Below are 17,166 nucleotides of genomic sequence, written 5' to 3' on the forward strand. Positions count from 1 at the left end.
TTCCCTTATCAATGGCCGTAGCGGAACATGCCGTAAAACTGCCAACACCCATAATAAATACAAGAGGAATGCCTCGTGGCCGATGCTATCGAAGAAAGCCGCTATGCACGATTTGCCCTGCGTTGTTCCAACTTCGCCGAACGCTGGTTTCCTGATTCCTGGGTGTTTGCCGCCCTCGCGGTGATCATCGTCGCCGTGGCGACCCTGGGCATGGGCGCCGCGCCGACCGAGGCCGCCAAAGCCTTTGGTGACGGGTTCTGGAGCCTGATCCCGTTCACCATGCAGATGGCCTTTGTGGTGATCGGCGGTTACGTGGTGGCCAGCTCGCCCCCGGCGGTGAAGCTGATTGACCGCCTGGCGCGCATTCCGAAGAACGGCCGCTCTGCCGTGGCCTGGGTCGCGTTGTTTTCCATGGTTGCGTCCTTGCTCAACTGGGGCTTGTCCCTGGTGTTCGGCGGCTTGCTGGTGCGCGCGCTGGCACGTCGTACGGATTTGCGCATGGATTACCGCGCAGCCGGTGCGGCAGCCTACCTCGGCCTTGGCGCAGTCTGGGCGTTGGGGCTGTCGTCGTCGGCCGCGCAGTTGCAGGCCAACCCGGCCAGTTTGCCACCGTCGATTCTGTCGATTACCGGGGTGATTCCGTTCACCGACACGATCTTCCTGTGGCAATCCGGGGTGATGTTGCTGGCGCTGATCGTGGTCTCGCTGATCATCGCCTACGCCACTGCGCCAGGGCCGAACAGCGCCCGTGATGCAAAAGCCTGCGGCGTCGACCCGGCCTTCAACCTGCCCAAGGTTCAAGCGCCAACTCGCCCCGGCGAATGGCTGGAACACAGCCCGCTGTTGACCATTCTCCTGGCGTTGCTGGCAGCCGGCTGGCTGTTTCATGAGTTCTCGACCAAACCGGCGATCAGCGCGATCTCGGGGCTGAACACCTATAACTTCCTGTTCATCATGGTCGGCGCCCTGCTGCACTGGCGCCCGCGCAGCTTCCTCGATGCGGTGGCGCGTGCCGTGCCGACCACCACCGGCGTGCTGATCCAGTTCCCGCTGTATGGCTCCATCGCGGCGCTGATGACCGTGGTCAAGGGCGGTGACGGCCAGACCCTGGCGCACCATATCTCGACCTTCTTCACCTCTATCGCCTCCCACGACACCTACGCGCTGTTGATGGGTGTGTACTCGGCGGTGCTGGGCTTCTTTATTCCGTCGGGCGGCGGCAAGTGGATCATCGAAGCGCCTTACGTGATGCAAGTGGCCAATGACCTGCAATATCACCTGGGCTGGGCAGTGCAGATCTACAACGCCGCCGAGGCGCTGCCGAACCTGATCAACCCGTTCTATATGTTGCCGCTGCTGGGCGTGCTGGGGCTCAAGGCGCGGGATTTGATCGGGTTTTCGTTTGTGCAGTTGCTGGTGCACACGCCGCTGGTGTTGTTCTTGTTGTGGGCGCTGGGGACGACATTGAAATATTTGCCGCCGGTGATGCCGTAACGCAGCGTGCCTTTCTGATGACATCTATAGGGGTTGTCCCACTTAATGCAGTGACAACCCCTGACTTCTACCACCAGCACCTTTGATTAACCTGACTCGGATTCCCTCTCACAAAAGCCAAGGAAAATCCGATGACGCCCCTATCCAAATCGCTGGAAGAGTTGCTCAAAGAAATTTACAAGGACGACCACGTATCGTTCTGTGAGTACATCACCCTGCGAGACGACGCGGATCGACGCATGGCTGCCGTTATTCAGGAGTTTGGTCTGCATAACAACGTCACAGCCTTCCAAAAAGCCATGGATGTCGCCATGCAGCTATTGCAGACCAGTGTCCGCGATGCGAAAAAACTCAAATTGACCGCTACTGGCGAAGCCATCGTCAAAGACGCGGTGACGGCCCAAGTGGAGTACTTGCGTGCCGGCAGCCATTTGGTACTGGGCCTGCTGTAATCGTCTCATCCGCATAACTGTCTTCTTTTCGTCATATTCCATTGCTACCGTCCTGCGAAATATCTTGCAACAACCACCCCGCAGGGACTCCCAGCAATGAGTGACGAGCACGAAGACCGCCCTTCCCCCGATTCCATCGCCCAACCGCCGGTGGACACCAGCCGCCGGCGTTTCCTCGGGGGCGCGGCGGTGCTGGGGGTCGGCGCGACCTTGAGTGCCTGCGGCAATACCAGCGAGGCCCCGAGCACGCCGGTGACGCGACCGCTCACGCCACAGGAACTAGACAAGGCCTTGCACGACCAGGTGAAAACCGTGGTGGTGATCTATGCCGAAAACCGCAGCTTCAACAATTTGTTTGCGGACTTCCCTGGGGTTGAGAAACCCCTGTCGGCGCTTTCTGCGGCGGATGCGCAACAACGCGACCGCGACGGCAGCCTGCTGACCACGCTGCCACCCGTCTGGGGCGGCGTGTTGCAAGTCGGCCCGCAAAGTGTGGACGGGGTGACTTACCCCAGCGAAGTGCAATTCCAGCAAAACCTGCCCAACGCGCCCTTCGCGCTCAAAGGCCCGAACGCCGAAGACCTGCCGCTGAGCCTGGTCACCCGCGACTTGTGGCACGTGTTCTATCAGAACCAGATGCAGATCAACGGCGGCAAGAATGACAATTTTGTCGCCTGGGCCGATTCCGGCGGCCTGGTGATGGGCTATTACGCCCAGAGCCGTTATTCCCTGCGCCTGTGGGATGTGGCCAAGGAGTTTGTGCTCTGCGATAACTTTTTCCAGGGCGCATTTGGTGGCTCATTCCTGAACCATCAGTACCTGATCAGCGCCACCGCGCCGTTTTATCCGAACGCCGCGCAATCGGTGGCCAAGGCGCAGATCGCCACGCTGCAAAGCGATGACCCCACCGACCCGCGCCTCAAGCCGCTGGACAAGTCCCCGGCCAGCGCGATGACCGGCCCGCCGCAGTTCGGCCCCAGCGCACTGACGCCCGATGGTTATGGCGTGAACACCTTGGCCCCGCCCTATTGGCCGACCTGGATCCGCGACCCGGAAAACCCGGACTATTCCAAACCCGACCTGCCCAACGTGCTGGTGCCGCAAACCCACGAGCACATCGGCGACAAGCTGTCGAAAAAGAACGTCGACTGGGCCTGGTACGCCGGGGCATGGCAAGCGACCCTCGACCAGTTCAAGGACTCGGGCGGCATTCCGAAGATTCCTAACTTCCAATACCACCACCAGCCGTTCAACTACTTCAAGCAGCAAGGGCCAGAGAACCGCGTCGAGCGGGATAAACGCCTGCGTGACGGCGGCCTGGGTGATGAGTCGAGCACCAACAAATTCTTCGCCGACGCCGAGGCCGGCAAGTTGCCGGCCGTGAGCTTCTACAAACCTCAGGGCAACCTGAATATGCACGCCGGCTATGCGGATGTGGCTTCGGGCGACCGTCATATCGCCCGCGCCTTGAAGGTGCTGCAGGAAAGCCCGCAGTGGAAAAATATGGTGGTGGTGGTAACCGTCGACGAAAACGGCGGCTGGTGGGACCACGTCGCACCGCCCAAGGGCGACCGCTGGGGTCCGGGCACACGCGTTCCGGCGCTGGTGGTGTCGCCGTTTGCGCGCAAAGGCACGGTGGACCACACGGTTTACGACACCGCGTCGATCTTGCGCTTGATCACCCGAGTGTTCCAATTGGAGAAGCTCGACGGCCTCAAGCTGCGCGATGACGCCATGGCCGCCCGCGGCCAGAAGCCCATGGGCGACTTGAGCAACGCGTTGCAATTCAAGGTGTAGGGTTTCTTATCCAAAAGCGACACGCCTGGCGATTTAACACGCGGTTTTACGGGTCAGCCGCTACTGTGTGGGGGTGGGCTTTCACCCCGCGCAGACGGGCTTTCGCTGACAAGGAACCAACTATGTTTAAACCGACCAGGCTGTCCTTCACCCTGGCCGCACTGCTGGCCAGTGCGGTCGTACACGCCGATATCGAAGTACCTCTGGGCAGCACGCAACGCGTCACCCAGTTGTTCGCGTTTCCCAATAACTGCAACGTGATCTGCTTTCGGCCATGGACGCTGGAGCAAACCGCCGAGCATTACCTGAACCAGAGCCTGCAGCGCGACGGCTACAGCCGTGCCAAGGTGAGTGTGAAAACCCACGACGGCCAGGTCTCAGCCACCTTCAGCGGCGTGCCCGACCACTACGGCCAGCCCTTGACCACGTTGCTCAATACCGCTGACCTTGCCTACCAAGGCGCGAGCAAACTCAACAGCGACGGCAAGTGGGCTTACAACTGGTACTTGTTCCTGCCGCTGGGCATGGCCCTGGAAAACCGCAAAAGCATCGAGCTGCTGCACTTCCCGCCGGATTACTCACTGACCCAGGCCCAGGATTACCTGGAATCGGCCACCACTGACCGTTGGGCCACCTTGCTCACCGACAATGGCATCCCGGCTACCGAAACCCCGGCCTACCAGACCATCATCGATATCGCCCCGATCGCCGCACCGTCCAACGCGGGCAAGGACCTTGAAAGCGTCTACAGCTACTTCACTGACTATCAGACACGCATGGTCAAGGAACTGAGCCTGCGCACCAGCGGCTCATTGCCGATGGTGGCGTTCGGCGCACCGGTGCGCAGCTGGATCAAGCAACAATACGGCCAGGCAGTGGGCGTGCTGGGCCTGGCGCAGATCAGCCCGGCAGCGGGCAAAACCGTGTCGGTGCTGGGCGCCAACCACCCGAGCTACATTTGGTATGCGGCAGACCCGGCAACCTACGACGGCAATGAACAAAAAGCCGACGAAGCCGGCCTGAAGGTGATGGGGCAAGACCTGAGCGCTGCCTGCTGGCAGGCCGGCATGGGGCAGAAACCTGCCAGCGACCCGAACGTGTTGCTCAAGGCGTGCATCAACACCTGGCAGGTCACGCGCAAGGAGCAGACCTGTGAGCTGTTCTACACCTCGGTGCGTAACCTGACCCCGGAGCAAGCCAACGCCAAATGCGCCACGCCCCCGATCAAGGCCCAGCTCAAACAGCTGAAGACTCCTGCCCCAACGCCCGCGATCACCGCACCCGCCTTGTAGTGCGCATAAAAAATAGCCGATTGCTACTGTCAAAGTTGACAGTAGCAATCGGCTATCAGTTCGGCGAGTCTTGAGCTGGGCCCATTCGCTGCAAGACTGGCAGTCAGACACCATTCGCAGGTCGATGCAGCCCACCCAAGGAGAGTGATGAAAACTCAAGCCAAGGATAAGGCTGCTGGCGCGGACGATGACTGCCTTTACCCGTTTGCGACAACGCTGGCGGAGTGCGGGTACCCATCGACCCGCCAATTTGAGCTGGTACGCGACGAGAACGGCGAAGCCGTGGGCATCAAGTCTCGCGTGGCCTTCGACAGCCGCACGCTCATCGCCAAGGTGTTCGGCTATGCGTTGAGCGAGCGCCGCCTGCATACCTTCCAGATATCGGCGCGCATCCGGCTGTATGACCCGTGGGTGTGCGGCCAGCTGCAACACTCCTGCGAGCCGAATGTGTACTTCGACACGTCCTATCTGGAGCTCTGGTCAGTCATGCCGATTGCCGCCGACACCTGGCTGACTATTGACTACGCCACCACCGGCGACGTCCTGCCCCGCCAGTTTGCCTGTGAATGCGCCAGCCCCAACTGCCGGGGCTGGATCAAAGGTCCAGAGGAACAGCTCAGCCCGGAAGGCCAGCGGTTCCTGGAGCAGCGCGACCGTGACAAACGCGATTAAGCGTCACCCAACGGGCGCAGGCGATATTGCGGCGGCAGTTGCTCAAAGCCACTGATGGTGGTGTTCAAGCTCTTCCAGCGGCCATCCTTGATGCCGTAGATGCAGCCGTGAATCGACAGGCTCTGCCCGCGGTGCCAGGCGTTTTGCACAATGCTGGTGTGGCCGACGTTGGCGACCTGCTGAATCACATTCAGCTCGCAGAGGCGGTCGACGCGCTCTTCTTCGGTCGGCAACTGGGCCAGCAGGTCGCGGTTTTCGTAGTAAAGGTCACGAATAGTACGCAGCCAGCCGTCGATCAGGCCGAACTGGCGGTCCTGCATCGAGGCGCGCACGCCGCCACAGCCATAGTGGCCGGTGACGAGGATGTGTTTGACCTTGAGCACGTCGACCGCGTACTGGATCACCGACAGGCAGTTCAGGTCAGTGTGCAGCACCACGTTGGCCACGTTGCGGTGCACGAACAGATCACCTGGCAGCATGCCGACGATCTCGTTGGCCGGCACGCGGGCGTCGGAGCAGCCGATCCACAGGTATTCCGGGGTTTGCTGGCGGGCGAGCTTGGCGAAGAATTCGGGATCTTCCTGTTTGATCGCGTCCGCCCAGCGTTCATTGTTATCAAGCAGGTCTTGTAGTTCGTTCATCAGGGAAAGCCTCAGGAATGATGCGCAGCTGTGTGACAGACAACCGCTCGTCCGGGTCACGCAAAGCGTCAATTAGCTTGAATCTTTAGGGCGCCGTGCCTGTCCACACACTATAAGCCCCACAGTATGAGGATTGGCCATGACTGAATCACGACGTCCCTACGGCGCTACACAGCCGGAACCGATTGATGACAACGAAGACCGCATGGGCTCGATGCGCGAGTTGGACTTCGACGAGGAAGAGCCGACGGCCGAAATCGGTGATGAGATTCCACCGGGAGAGCGCGAGCAGCTGATGCCCGACGAACGGGTACGCGAAGCGGGCATGACCGGCGCATCGACGGCGGACCATGAGCCAACTGACGATGACATGAGCCCGGAAACGCTGATCCGTGAGGATGGCGCGCGGGATGCCCGGGAAGAAGGCGAGGACAGCCCGGCAGATTACGACTTGAGCATTGTCGACGAGGATGAGATTGGCGGCGGCAACGGGCTGGATGAGGCCGAGTTGGCCGATGTCGACCCGGTAGACGGTAACCGCTGACACAACGCGGTTCAAAATGTGGGAGCGGGCTTGCTCGCGAATGCGGTCGTTCAGTCAGTAAATCTTTGACTGACACACCGTATTCGCGAGCAAGCCCGCTCCCACATTGGCTTCTGTATTCAATCCACTAACGTGCAGGCCATCACAACCGCATCTTCGCGGCCACCCACCGCTGGGTAGTAATCGCGGCGACGGCCGATTTCATTGAAACCGTAGCGCTCATACAGGCGGAACGCCCCGGTATTGCTGTCGCGCACTTCCAGGAAACATTCCCGCGCACTGGCGGCATACGCGCGGGACATCAAGTGTTCCAGCAGCGCCAGGCCCAGACCGCGGCCCTGGTTTTCCGGCTTGACGGTAATATTCAGCAGATGCGCTTCATCAAGAATGATCTGCACCACACCGTGGCCCACCTGCTGCTCACCTTCGAACATCAGCCAGATCTGGTACTTGCCCAGCCCATCGAGAAAAATCCCGCGGGTCCAGGGATGACTGAACGCCGCGTATTCGATCTTCAGTACAGCGTCGAGGTCCGCCTCGGTCATCGGGCGGAAGGATAAAGCTTCACTCATCGGTACTTTTCCAGCGCGCCATCAGCCGGCGCATGGCTTGCCAGACATCAGCCTTACGCTGTGGCTCTTCCATTAATAATTCCAGGCCCGGCAAGGCCCACACCGAACCCAGGCCTTCGACCTGCAGTTCGCGATACCAGGCTTCGGCATTCGCTTCACCGGCAAACCGCACCGCAGGCAGGCCGATCAACCACAGACACACGCAGGGTTCGTCTTCCAGGCGTGCCGAAACAAAACCCTGGACAAAATCTCGCGCGGCTTCCGGGCCTTGGTCCATGGTGCCGCGCATCAGCAGCGGCCAGCGCACCGGGTCGCCGACGATTTGCGGGCTGTCGGGCAGGCCGGCAGCGCGCAGCATGTCCTTGAGCAGCATGTAGGCAGGGTCGCGGGTCTGGAAGCGCTCGCCTGTGGGTAACTCCACCAGCAACAGGCAGCGCCCGGCGCGCAATAATTGCAGGGCAAAACGCGGCGGCGGCACCACTGGGGCCTTGGCCACCGGCGTTACCGCTTCGGCGACCACCGGCTTGGCCATGGGGGCCGGGCGCGGCACTTCGACCTTCACCCGCTCAACGCCAGGGCGCGATTCGGGCGTGGGCTTGACCACGGCAACCGGCGCGGCCGCTTCCTCGCCCGACACCTCGAACGCCTCATAGGGCTCAAGCGCCTGCAGCAGCTCGGGCCGCGACGGGGCGGCAAACGGCAGTTCGGTGCGGGGCAGCCAGTTGACCACCTGCATGGCGGTCAAGTAAGCGCGACGTCGGGACTCGATAAGCACAGCTCGGCCACTTGTGGATAAGTAAAGAGCGGGGATTCTACCGCTGTTCGGTAACAATCGCCCACTGTGCACTGACCGGCTGTGGATAAATCCCGCGCCCGATGCAGTACAATCGCGACTTTTAATCGCCAACCAGCCGGCCATTCCGATGATCGAACCCAAGCGCGTCTTGCGCGCCCTCGCCGAACACTGGGCCCTGCTTGAGCCACTGTGCGAACACTTCGACCAAGGCACCCTGAGCCTGAGCGAGCTGCGCGCACAACTGGCGGCCCAACAACTGGACAGCACGCCCCAGGACATCACCAGCCTGCTGGACGTGTGGATTCGCCTGGATATCCTGGTGCCTGTCGCCAAGAGCCCGAACCGTTTCGAGCTCAACGCGCAGATCCACGACTTCCTCGCCTATCTTCGCAAGGAGCACCGGCTTGGCCTGTGCCTGGAAATTGAAGCCTACCTGCGCCACCTCGAGCGCCTGGCCGGCTACATCCAAGACGCCTTCGACATCCGCGATGGCCACGACCTGGCCCGCCAACTGCGCCTGTTGGACATGCGCGTACGCGATGTACTGAAAAAACTCGCCAACGACGAACAAGCCCTCGCCGCCGTGGCCGACCGCGCCAAGACCAGCGACCGGCAAATCCCTTTGCGCCAGCGTTACGCTGAAGTCCTGGCGACCTGGGATGAATACGTCGAGCCAATGATCCAACTGGTGAACGCCGACGGTGCCTTCGAACAAGGCGTGCGCAAGGTCGAGAATGTGCTGTTGCGCATGCTCACCGAGCAACAGCGCCTCGGCCATCTGGTCGACGACGACATGCTGCTGCGCACCCACGCGCGCATCCTCGAAATGCAGACCAGCGCCCAGCTGACCTTGCGTCACGCCCGCGAATTGCTGCTGCCGCTGCGTGAAGAAGCGCGCCGGCACAACGCCGTGACCCGTGGTGCGGCGCTGGCCCTGTCGGCCATCCGCCGTAAAGGCCTGGACGCGGTGCCTCAGGCGGCGATGCCGATGTTTACCCGGCCGCAAAGCACCTTTCTCGGCAGCGCGAGCCAGGTGGAAGCCTATGTGTACGCGCTGGCGAACTTCGAGCCGAAACCAGCGAAATTCCCCAAAGCGCACAAATCCCACAAGGGCGACGCCCAGCGTGCACCGCGCACGGTCAAGGAAATGCTCGAGCGCTGCGAAGACGCGCTGCCGATGCCGGACCTGATGACCTGGCTGCTGGAGCAGGAACCGGACGGCGCCACCGACGAATTGCTGTACTGGTTCTCGCGACTCTCGCGTGAAAAACGCTTCAAGCGCGAACGCCTGGAACGCCGCGATTACCACACACACGAGCACCAGGTCAGCCTGCGCTCATTCGCCCTGCTCCCGGCCGGCGCCGACGCTACCGAGAATTCTGCGAGCACACCTTATGCATCTTGATCTTTCCGAACTGTCCCAGCTGGCGCCGATCTTTCGCGAGCTGTTCAAGGGTTACCACGTCAGCCGCCGCGACCCGGAGCTGTACGCGCAACTGTCGAACTTCCAGGACCAGTACCGCACGCTGTTCAAGGCCCTGGGTTTTGAGCTGGTGTGCGACACGCGTGGTTTCTACTACTTCGTGCCGGACACCGCCGTGGCCGCCGCGCAAGTGAACAAGACCGCCCAACGCCTGGCGCTGTTCACCTTCATCATTGTCGAGCACTTGGCCGACCAGGGCCGTGACCCGATTGCCGTGCTCGACGGTGGCAGCCTGGGCCGCGATGAGTTGCCGTCGCTGCTGGAGAAGTACCGCGACCTGTTTATCCAGGCCGAAGTGCAGACCCAGGAAGAACTCGAAGAAAAAATCATGCGCCGCATGACCCAACTGGGTTTTGCCAGCGAAGACAACGGCGTGTATCGCTTCCTGCCGCCGATGCACCGTTTCCTCGACGTGTGCCTGTCGGTGCAGCAGGACCGCGACCTCGCGGCCAGTGTGCACAGCGTGTTGCCATTGCCGGCGCCGGTGATCATCGACGAAGACAGCGATGAAAAACTGCTCAAGACCGATGACCCGCTGGACCTCAGTGACTTTGCTGAAGAAAGCGAAGAAGACGCCCTTGCCCGCGCCATTGCCGAAGAACAGGAGACCGATGCATGAGTAAGGAACGCTACGGCATCCGCCGCTTCGCCCTATTGAACACCGCCGGTTACAGTTTGGGCCTGTTCCCGCTGGAAGAGCCGCTGTCGGTGTACGGCGCAAACAACCTGGGTAAATCCGCGTCGATCAACGCCCTGCAATTCCCGATTCTGGCGCGCATGTCGGACATGAGTTTCGGCAAGTACACCCTGGAACAATCCCGGCGCTTCTACTTTGCTACCGACACCAGCTACATCCTCGTAGAGGTTTCCCTGCCCCACGGCCCGCACGTGATCGGTGTGGTCGGACGCGGCCCGGGCGGCGGTTTTGGCCACCAGTTCTTTGCCTATGCCGGCAAGCTGGACCTGGCGCATTACCAGAAGAACGACACCTGCCTGCGTCAGAAAGAGCTGTTCACCAACCTTGAGCGCGAAGGCCTGAAAGCCTACGAACTCAAGCCGGATGAACTGCGCCGTTTGCTGGTGGGCGGCCACACGTCGATCCCGTTGGACCTGACCCTGATTCCGCTGCGCTCCACCAGCGAGCAGAGCCTGAAGACCTTCCGCGCGCTGTTTATCAACTTGCTGCACATGCGCGAAATCACCGCGGCCAAGCTCAAGCAGTTGTTCCTGGATGCCTTCGAGCACAGCCTGCGTTCCGGCAGCGTGGATTACATTGCCGCGTGCGAAGAAGCCTTCCGCGATGTGCGACGTATGGAGCAGGACTACCACTCGCTGGTAGCTGCCGGCCCATTGGTTGAAGCCTTGGCCAACGGCGTGAAACAGCGCGACATTTTGCGCGGCAAATTGCATCGCCTGTCGCCGCTGCTGGACTCGTTGCTCGGCACCTGGTCGGACTACGCCAGTGCGCGCAAGGAAGAGCTGACCATTCAGGCCGAGCACTACCGCAATGAGCAGGACGCGCTGCAAAACGATCAGCGTGGCGGCACCCAGGAGCTGATGCGCCTGGAGCGGGAAATCAGTGGCATTCAACGTTGGCTGGGCGAGCTGTCGGTGCTCAAGCATCGTTTTGCCTTGGTCGATGACGTCAAGGTGCTCGAGCAGCAATTGCTGGCGGCCAAGGATGCCCACGACGAATTGGCGGGTGCCCTGGCGCAGTCGCGACAGTTCAGCGCCGAGGACCTGGACGAGCGTCTGCGCGATTTGGAAAAGCGCTTGAAGTCGGTCAAGCAGCAGCTTGATCACGCCGATAACAACAGCTACGCCAAACTGCGCGAAGAATTTTCGCAGCAGGATGTCGAGCGTTTGATGCGCTTGTTCAACAGTTCGTTGTTCAGCCTGCCATTGGGCGAGCATGGCATTACGCTGGATGAGGACGGCCAGTGGGTTAAATCCCTGGAGCAGATCCTCGACGGCTTCAAAGGTGAGCGTTTTGAAGTGCCGGGGCTGTCCATCGACATCTCCCACATCGAGCCACCGGCGTTGCAGGCCCTGGCGGATCGCGCGGCGTTGCGCGACCAGAAAGAGCGCCTGGAAAAAGAACTCAAGCAGCTCAAGACCCAGCAAGCTGTAGCCTCTGACCGCGCCGCGAGCAAGACCCAGACCGAAGCGCTGTACCAGCAGGTGCTGGATGCGCAGAAGGCGCTCGAAGACTTCCGTCGCGCGCAGACACTGAGCGCCGAAGAAGGCGAGAAGCTGGAAAACCTGGCGCAGATGGAAGCCGCGCAGGATGAGTTGAAGCGCTCCAGTGATGCCTTCACCGAACGCGTGCAGCAACTGTCGGCCAAACTGCAATTGGTCGGCCGCCAGATCGGCGATATGGAAGCCAAGCAACGCACGCTGGATGATGCGTTGCGCCGTCGCCAGTTGTTGCCGGCAGACTTGCCGTTCGGCACGCCGTTCATGGACCCGGTCGACGACTCCATGGACAACCTGCTGCCGCTGCTCAATGACTATCAGGACAGCTGGCAAGGCCTGCTGCGCGCCGATGGCCAGATCGAAGCCTTGTATGCGCAGGTGCGTCTCAAAGGTGTGGCCAAGTTTGACAGCGAGGATGACGTCGAGCGTCGCCTGCAACTGCTGATCAATGCGTATGCACACCGTACCGATGAGGCGCTGACCCTCGGTAAGGCGCGCCGTGCCGCCGTCACCGATATCGCGCGCACCTTGCGTAATATCCGCAGCGACTACGACAGCCTGGAACACCAGTTGGCGTTGTTCAACCGCGAGATCAACAAGCGCCAGGTGTCCAACCTGCAGAGCTTCCGTATCGTGCTGGCACCGAACAAGGAAGCCCTCAAGCATATCGACCAGATCATCCACAGTGCCGGTCAGTATGAAGAAGGCGAGACGCTGTCGGTGTTCGACCTCAGCCAAAGCGCCGAGCAGGACAACAAGAACGAAGAGGCCAAGGAATACCTGGCCCGCCTCGTTGCCGCCAACCATAACCAGTTGGGCCTCAAGGACTTGTTCGAGCTGGCGTTCGAGATCACTAAGGTGCACGGCCAGCCGGTGATTCACACCGACATCGATGGCGCGGCGTCCAACGGCACCACCATGACCATCAAGGCGCTGACCAACATGTACTTGTTGTTGCATTTGATGGACCGTGACCAGGCAGGGCGCGTGCGTTTGCCGTACTACCTGGATGAAGCGGCGGACATCGATGAGAAGAACCAGGCGGCGTTGCTGGAAACCAGCTTGCAGCTGGGCTTTGTGCCGATTCTGGCCAGTGTGAAGCCGCAGGTGTCCGCCCAAGTGGCGATCGACCTGGAAGGCGGCAGCGGGCCGAATGGTATCTACATTGATGAGGCGGATTGGAAGTACATCCGTCGTCACGATGTGGTGAAAGCGACGGTGAATGTGCAGGCAGATGAGCCGGAGTTGGATGAGGTTTGATCGGCTGAGCTGAAATGCAAAAAGGCCGCGATTTTATGGATCGCGGCCTTTTTTGTTGGTTTTTTGCGGTGTTGCTGATGGCCTCATCGCGGGCAAGCCCGCTCCCACATTGGAATGCATATCTCCTGTGGGAGCCGGGCTTGCCCGCGATAGACGCGCCTCGATTTATTTGCCGAGCGGGATTTTAGGCGCCCAAGTCAGCCATTCATCTTCAAATTTGTCGAACAGCGGGAAGGTCTGCTGCGGGCGCGCGGCGTTACCCATGCGCTCGCCGTCCGGCGTGGCGAAGGCGATGCCGCCCGCGACCAGTGTTTCCAAAGATTCGGTACGTACCGTCGCGCCTTTGAACAGGCCGAAGTCGAGGCCGAAGCCGCTGGTGTTCCAGAACCGGCTGCCGCTGCGTACCAGCGGCGCGTATTTGGGCTCGATCAGGATGTGGATCAGCACGCGGTCGGCGGTCTGGCCCAGCTCGTAGCCGGTGACCTTGCCGACGGTGACTTCGCGGTAAGTGACCGGTACGCCTTCTTTCAACGAGCCGCGGCGTGCGGCGCTGAGGACCAGGCTCAGGCCTTCTTCCTGATGAGCTGCCTCTGGCGGTTTGTCCAACGCGACGAAGGCATTTTGCGGGCCGGCGTTTTTCGCCGAGGGCTGTACCTCGATGTATTGGCCGGTCACCAGGGTTTCCAGGTTCGAGGTTTTCATCAGGCCCAGCTCAGGCTTGACCACCCAGAATTGACTGCCCGCGCGTGCGATCCGATCGGCGACTTGAGTGATGCGCGCGCTGAGCAATACCGACTGCATGTCGGCACTCAGGTCGACGCTTTCGATCTTGCCTACGTCCAGGCCTTTGAAGCGTACCGGCGTGCCAGGGCGCAGACCGTCGGCGCGGTCAACCTTGATGGTCACCAGGGTGCCATGTTGGTTGGCAGCCTCGCGGTCGGCAAACAGGCGGAAACGCGGGATGCGTTTTTTCAGCGGTACGTTCGGTTCCGGGGTTTCGAAGGCGATACCACCGGCCATCAGACTGGCCAGGGATTCACTTTTCACTTGGATACCGCCGGTGAGGCCGCCAGTCAGCGTGACACCGCTGGCATTCCAGAAGCGCGTGGAGCCGTTGACCAGGTTCTCGTACTCCTTCTCGATATGAACGCCGATCACTAATTGTTTGTTTTTGCGCGAGAACTGGTAGCTCTGCACCGAACCGACTTTGACTTGTTTGTAGAGGATCGGGCTGCCGACATCCAGGGAGCCGAGGTTGTCGGTGAACAGCACCATGTGCAGGCCTGGGGAGCGCAGGTCCAACGGCGGCGCCTTGGCCCGGGCGACGAACTCACGCTGTGGAGCGCTGCCTTTGTCGCCGGGGCGAATGGCGATGTAGTTACCTTTGACCAGTGCCTCCAAACCGGTGATACCGGCCAGCGAGATGGACGGCTTGACCACCCAGAACTGCGTGTCTTGCACCAGGTAGTCTTCGGCCAGTGGGTCGAGGGTCAACTCGGCATTGGCGCTGGATAGGTCCGGGTCAATCTTCAAGGTTTTCAGGCTACCAACCTGGATGCCCTTGTACATGACCGGCGTACGCCCGGCCTGCAGGCCTTCGAAGTCGGTGAGTTTGACCTTGACCTTGATGCCGGCTGCGGCGGCGTCGAAATCTTCGTAGAGTCGGAAAGGCAGGCTTGGATCGGTCGGCGGGCTGTCCTTGCGATTCTCGGGGGTGGCGAACGCAATGCCGCCGGCGACGATGCTGGAGAGGGATTCGCTGCGCACTTTGACGCCAGAGAGGTTGGCGTCGATGCTGATGCCGCTGGCGTTCCAGAAACGTGTGTGTTTGCGCACCAGGCTGGCGTAGGTCGGCTCGATGTAGACCTTGATCTCGACCGTGCTCTGGTCTTCCGACAGCAGGTAGCTTTTGACCTGGCCGACCTGAATCTGTTTGTAAAACACCGGGCTGCCACGGTTGAGCGAGCCGAGGCGATCGGCCTTGATCGTCAGGTGCAGGCCGGGTTTGGCGTCAGATAAAGGCGGCTCTTCGGAGAGGGCCTTGAACTTGCGGGTAGGCTCGCCGTCGCCCGGGCTGGCGGCAATGTAGTTGCCCGAGACCAGGGTTTCCAGGCCAGTGATGCCGGCAAGGCTGACGCTGGGTTTTACCAGCCAGAAGCGTGTGTTGGTCTTCAGGTACTGCTCGACATCCTTGTTCATCTCGATGGTGGCAATCACCCCGCGATTGCTGCCCTCGTCGTCCAGGGCCAGGGTCTTGACCTTGCCGACGGACATGCCCTTGTAGACCACTTCGGTCTTGTTGGCCTGGATACCTTCGCCACTTTCAAAGCGCACCTGGATCTCCAGACCTTGCTGGGAGTAGGCACGCCACCCCAGCCAGCCGCCGATGATCAGGGCAACCAGTGGCAACACCCAAATGGCCGACCAGTTGGAGGCTGGGCGGGTTTTAGCTTTTGGCAAATCACTCATGGTCGTCGTCCGACTCCGTGTTGTCCCAAATCAGTCGGGGATCAAAAGTTACTGCGGCAAGCATCGTCAAGATCACCACACTGGCGAACGCTGCAGCACCGAGATTGGCCTCGACACTGGCAAGTCGCCCAAAGTTAACAACCGCCACCAGGATGGCGATCACGAAGATATCCAGCATGGACCAGCGGCCAATGAATTCGATAAAGCGGTACATGATAATGCGTTGCTTCGCGGACAGCGGCTGATGACGCTGCACCGAGAACAGTAGCAGGCCGATGCCGATCAGCTTGAACGTCGGCACCAGGATACTGGCGATAAACACCACCGCGGCGATAGGGAACATGCCGTGCTGAACCAGTTGGATCACGCCGGCCATAATGGTACTTGGATCGCCCTGGCCAAGGGAGTTGATGGTCATAATTGGTAATAGGTTGGCGGGGATGTACAAGATCGCCGCCGTGATCAGCAAGGCCCAGGTACGTGTGAGGCTGTTGGGCCGGCGGGCATGAATCAGCGCACCGCAACGCGTGCAGAGCTGCTCATCGGTATCAGCCTCTTGCTTGTTCAGCTCGTGACATTCGGTACAAATCAGAATGCCTGCATCAATCGCCCGCATGATCATCCTCTCCTGACAACGCTTGCCAGATCTGGTGGGGCGACATCACCACCTCAAGCAGTACCTGAACCATTAATAGACCGATGAAGCAGCCCAGACCCAGGCCGATCGTGATGGAGGCCATGTCAGCGAGCTTGACGATCGCCACGAGCACGCCCATCAGGTACACCTCCAACATCCCCCAGTCCTTCAGGTGATGGTAAATACGGTAGAGCAACAGCCCGTAACTGCGGCCGACCTTCCAGCGAATGCTGAGCAGCACTGCCAGTTGGCAGAGCAACTTGAGCAGGGGAATGCCCATGCTGCACAGGAACACTACGGCCGCGACGCCTTGCATGCCGGTATCGAACAGGCCGACAACGCCGCTCCACACGGTGTCTTCTGAGGACTGCCCGAGTAGATTGAGCTGCATGATGGGTAAAAAGTTCGCAGGGATGTACAGCAGCAGCGCCGCGAGCACGAGGGCCAGGCTTCGTTCAACGACGTTGTGACGGTGAGCGTACAGCTCGTAACCGCAACGCGGGCATTGGGCTTTTTCACCGATGGCGAGTACGGGTTTGCGCATCAGCAAGTCGCACTCGTGGCATGCCACCAGATCCTCCAGTGGTAAGTCCGACACCTTAAGGGTATCAACTGGATCGGGCATAGATAGGGCTCGAACTCTAAAAAAGGTTAGGTGCCTATTCTAGTGGTCTGGTTCAGAAATAACTGTGCAAATTTGTCGGGAGAAACTGGGGGGATCGATCTAAACGGGGGGCTCTTACACCGGGGCAGCGCGTTACTTTAATGGGCTGGCGGCATGTAAGCCTTATCGGTGCTGTAGTTCCTTTTCGATCGCCCAAAACAAAACCCCTGTTTGCATTAGCAAACAGGGGTTCTGGA

General features: G+C 60.6%; 15 protein-coding genes. 9 read left to right on the forward strand and 6 right to left on the reverse strand.

What is annotated here, in order from left to right:
* The first annotated feature begins 75 nt into the window (after window positions 1-75).
* The 5 genes from HX783_RS08775 to HX783_RS08795 all read left to right on the forward strand — a co-directional run bounded on the left by HX783_RS08775 (window position 76) and on the right by HX783_RS08795 (window position 5,707).
* Window positions 76-1,494, forward strand: coding sequence for a TIGR00366 family protein (locus HX783_RS08775; protein WP_177016624.1), 1,419 nt, complete (start codon window positions 76-78; stop codon window positions 1,492-1,494).
* Window positions 1,495-1,625: 131 nt separating this feature from the next.
* Window positions 1,626-1,946, forward strand: a complete 321-nt coding sequence (locus HX783_RS08780) for a hypothetical protein (RefSeq protein WP_177016625.1) — start codon at window positions 1,626-1,628, stop codon at window positions 1,944-1,946.
* Window positions 1,947-2,042: 96 nt separating this feature from the next.
* On the forward strand, window positions 2,043-3,743 hold the full coding sequence (gene acpA, locus HX783_RS08785) for an acid phosphatase (protein WP_177016626.1): 1,701 nt from the start codon (window positions 2,043-2,045) through the stop codon (window positions 3,741-3,743).
* Window positions 3,744-3,865: 122 nt separating this feature from the next.
* Window positions 3,866-5,035 carry a hypothetical protein gene (locus HX783_RS08790; RefSeq protein ID WP_177016627.1) on the forward strand — a complete coding sequence of 390 codons (1,170 nt, stop codon included), beginning with the start codon at window positions 3,866-3,868 and terminating at the stop codon, window positions 5,033-5,035.
* Between the two features lie 147 nt (window positions 5,036-5,182).
* Window positions 5,183-5,707 (forward strand): SET domain-containing protein-lysine N-methyltransferase, encoded by a 525-nt coding sequence (locus HX783_RS08795; RefSeq protein ID WP_159954016.1) that lies wholly within the window; start codon window positions 5,183-5,185, stop codon window positions 5,705-5,707.
* Here HX783_RS08795 and can read toward each other — a convergent pair.
* Window positions 5,704-6,348, reverse strand: a complete 645-nt coding sequence (gene can / locus HX783_RS08800) for a carbonate dehydratase (protein ID WP_177016628.1) — start codon at window positions 6,346-6,348, stop codon at window positions 5,704-5,706. The genes HX783_RS08795 and can overlap by 4 nt on opposite strands.
* A 139-nt stretch (window positions 6,349-6,487) precedes the next feature.
* Here can and HX783_RS08805 point away from each other — a divergent pair, with 139 nt between their 5' ends.
* Window positions 6,488-6,892: a serine kinase/phosphatase gene (locus tag HX783_RS08805; RefSeq protein ID WP_177016629.1), complete on the forward strand. Its 405-nt coding sequence runs from the start codon at window positions 6,488-6,490 to the stop codon at window positions 6,890-6,892.
* A gap of 119 nt (window positions 6,893-7,011) precedes the next feature.
* On the opposite strand, the gene rimI is transcribed toward HX783_RS08805, so the two are convergent.
* Both rimI and HX783_RS08815 read right to left on the reverse strand, forming a co-directional pair.
* Window positions 7,012-7,464 (reverse strand): ribosomal protein S18-alanine N-acetyltransferase, encoded by a 453-nt coding sequence (rimI, locus tag HX783_RS08810; protein ID WP_005784514.1) that lies wholly within the window; start codon window positions 7,462-7,464, stop codon window positions 7,012-7,014.
* Window positions 7,457-8,200, reverse strand: a complete 744-nt coding sequence (locus tag HX783_RS08815) for an SPOR domain-containing protein (protein WP_177016661.1) — start codon at window positions 8,198-8,200, stop codon at window positions 7,457-7,459. The genes rimI and HX783_RS08815 overlap by 8 nt, the downstream gene beginning before the upstream one ends.
* A gap of 187 nt (window positions 8,201-8,387) precedes the next feature.
* On the opposite strand from HX783_RS08815, the gene mksB reads away from it, so the two are divergent.
* From mksB to mksF, 3 genes are read left to right on the forward strand one after another with little or no spacing between them, the layout of a single operon-like run.
* Entirely contained in the window at window positions 8,388-9,665 is a 1,278-nt protein-coding gene (mksB, locus tag HX783_RS08820; RefSeq protein ID WP_177016630.1) for an Mks condensin complex protein MksB, read from the forward strand.
* Window positions 9,655-10,362: an Mks condensin complex protein MksE gene (mksE, locus tag HX783_RS08825; protein WP_159954012.1), complete on the forward strand. Its 708-nt coding sequence runs from the start codon at window positions 9,655-9,657 to the stop codon at window positions 10,360-10,362. Before mksB ends, mksE begins: the two co-directional genes overlap by 11 nt.
* A complete protein-coding gene (gene mksF / locus HX783_RS08830; protein WP_159954011.1) occupies window positions 10,359-13,199 on the forward strand; it encodes an Mks condensin complex protein MksF in 2,841 nt (946 codons plus the stop codon). The genes mksE and mksF overlap by 4 nt, the downstream gene beginning before the upstream one ends.
* Before the next feature lie 165 nt (window positions 13,200-13,364).
* Here the strand turns inward: mksF and HX783_RS08835 are convergent, their stop codons facing one another.
* From HX783_RS08835 to HX783_RS08845, 3 genes are read right to left on the reverse strand one after another with little or no spacing between them, the layout of a single operon-like run.
* A complete protein-coding gene (locus HX783_RS08835; protein ID WP_177016631.1) occupies window positions 13,365-15,668 on the reverse strand; it encodes a PqiB family protein in 2,304 nt (767 codons plus the stop codon).
* Entirely contained in the window at window positions 15,661-16,284 is a 624-nt protein-coding gene (locus tag HX783_RS08840; RefSeq protein WP_177016632.1) for a paraquat-inducible protein A, read from the reverse strand. Before HX783_RS08840 ends, HX783_RS08835 begins: the two co-directional genes overlap by 8 nt.
* Window positions 16,271-16,930, reverse strand: a complete 660-nt coding sequence (locus HX783_RS08845) for a paraquat-inducible protein A (RefSeq protein ID WP_177016633.1) — start codon at window positions 16,928-16,930, stop codon at window positions 16,271-16,273. Before HX783_RS08845 ends, HX783_RS08840 begins: the two co-directional genes overlap by 14 nt.
* Between the last annotated feature and the right edge of the window lie 236 nt (window positions 16,931-17,166).

This window comes from Pseudomonas sp. D2002, assembly GCF_013385735.1.
Taxonomy (GTDB): domain Bacteria; phylum Pseudomonadota; class Gammaproteobacteria; order Pseudomonadales; family Pseudomonadaceae; genus Aquipseudomonas.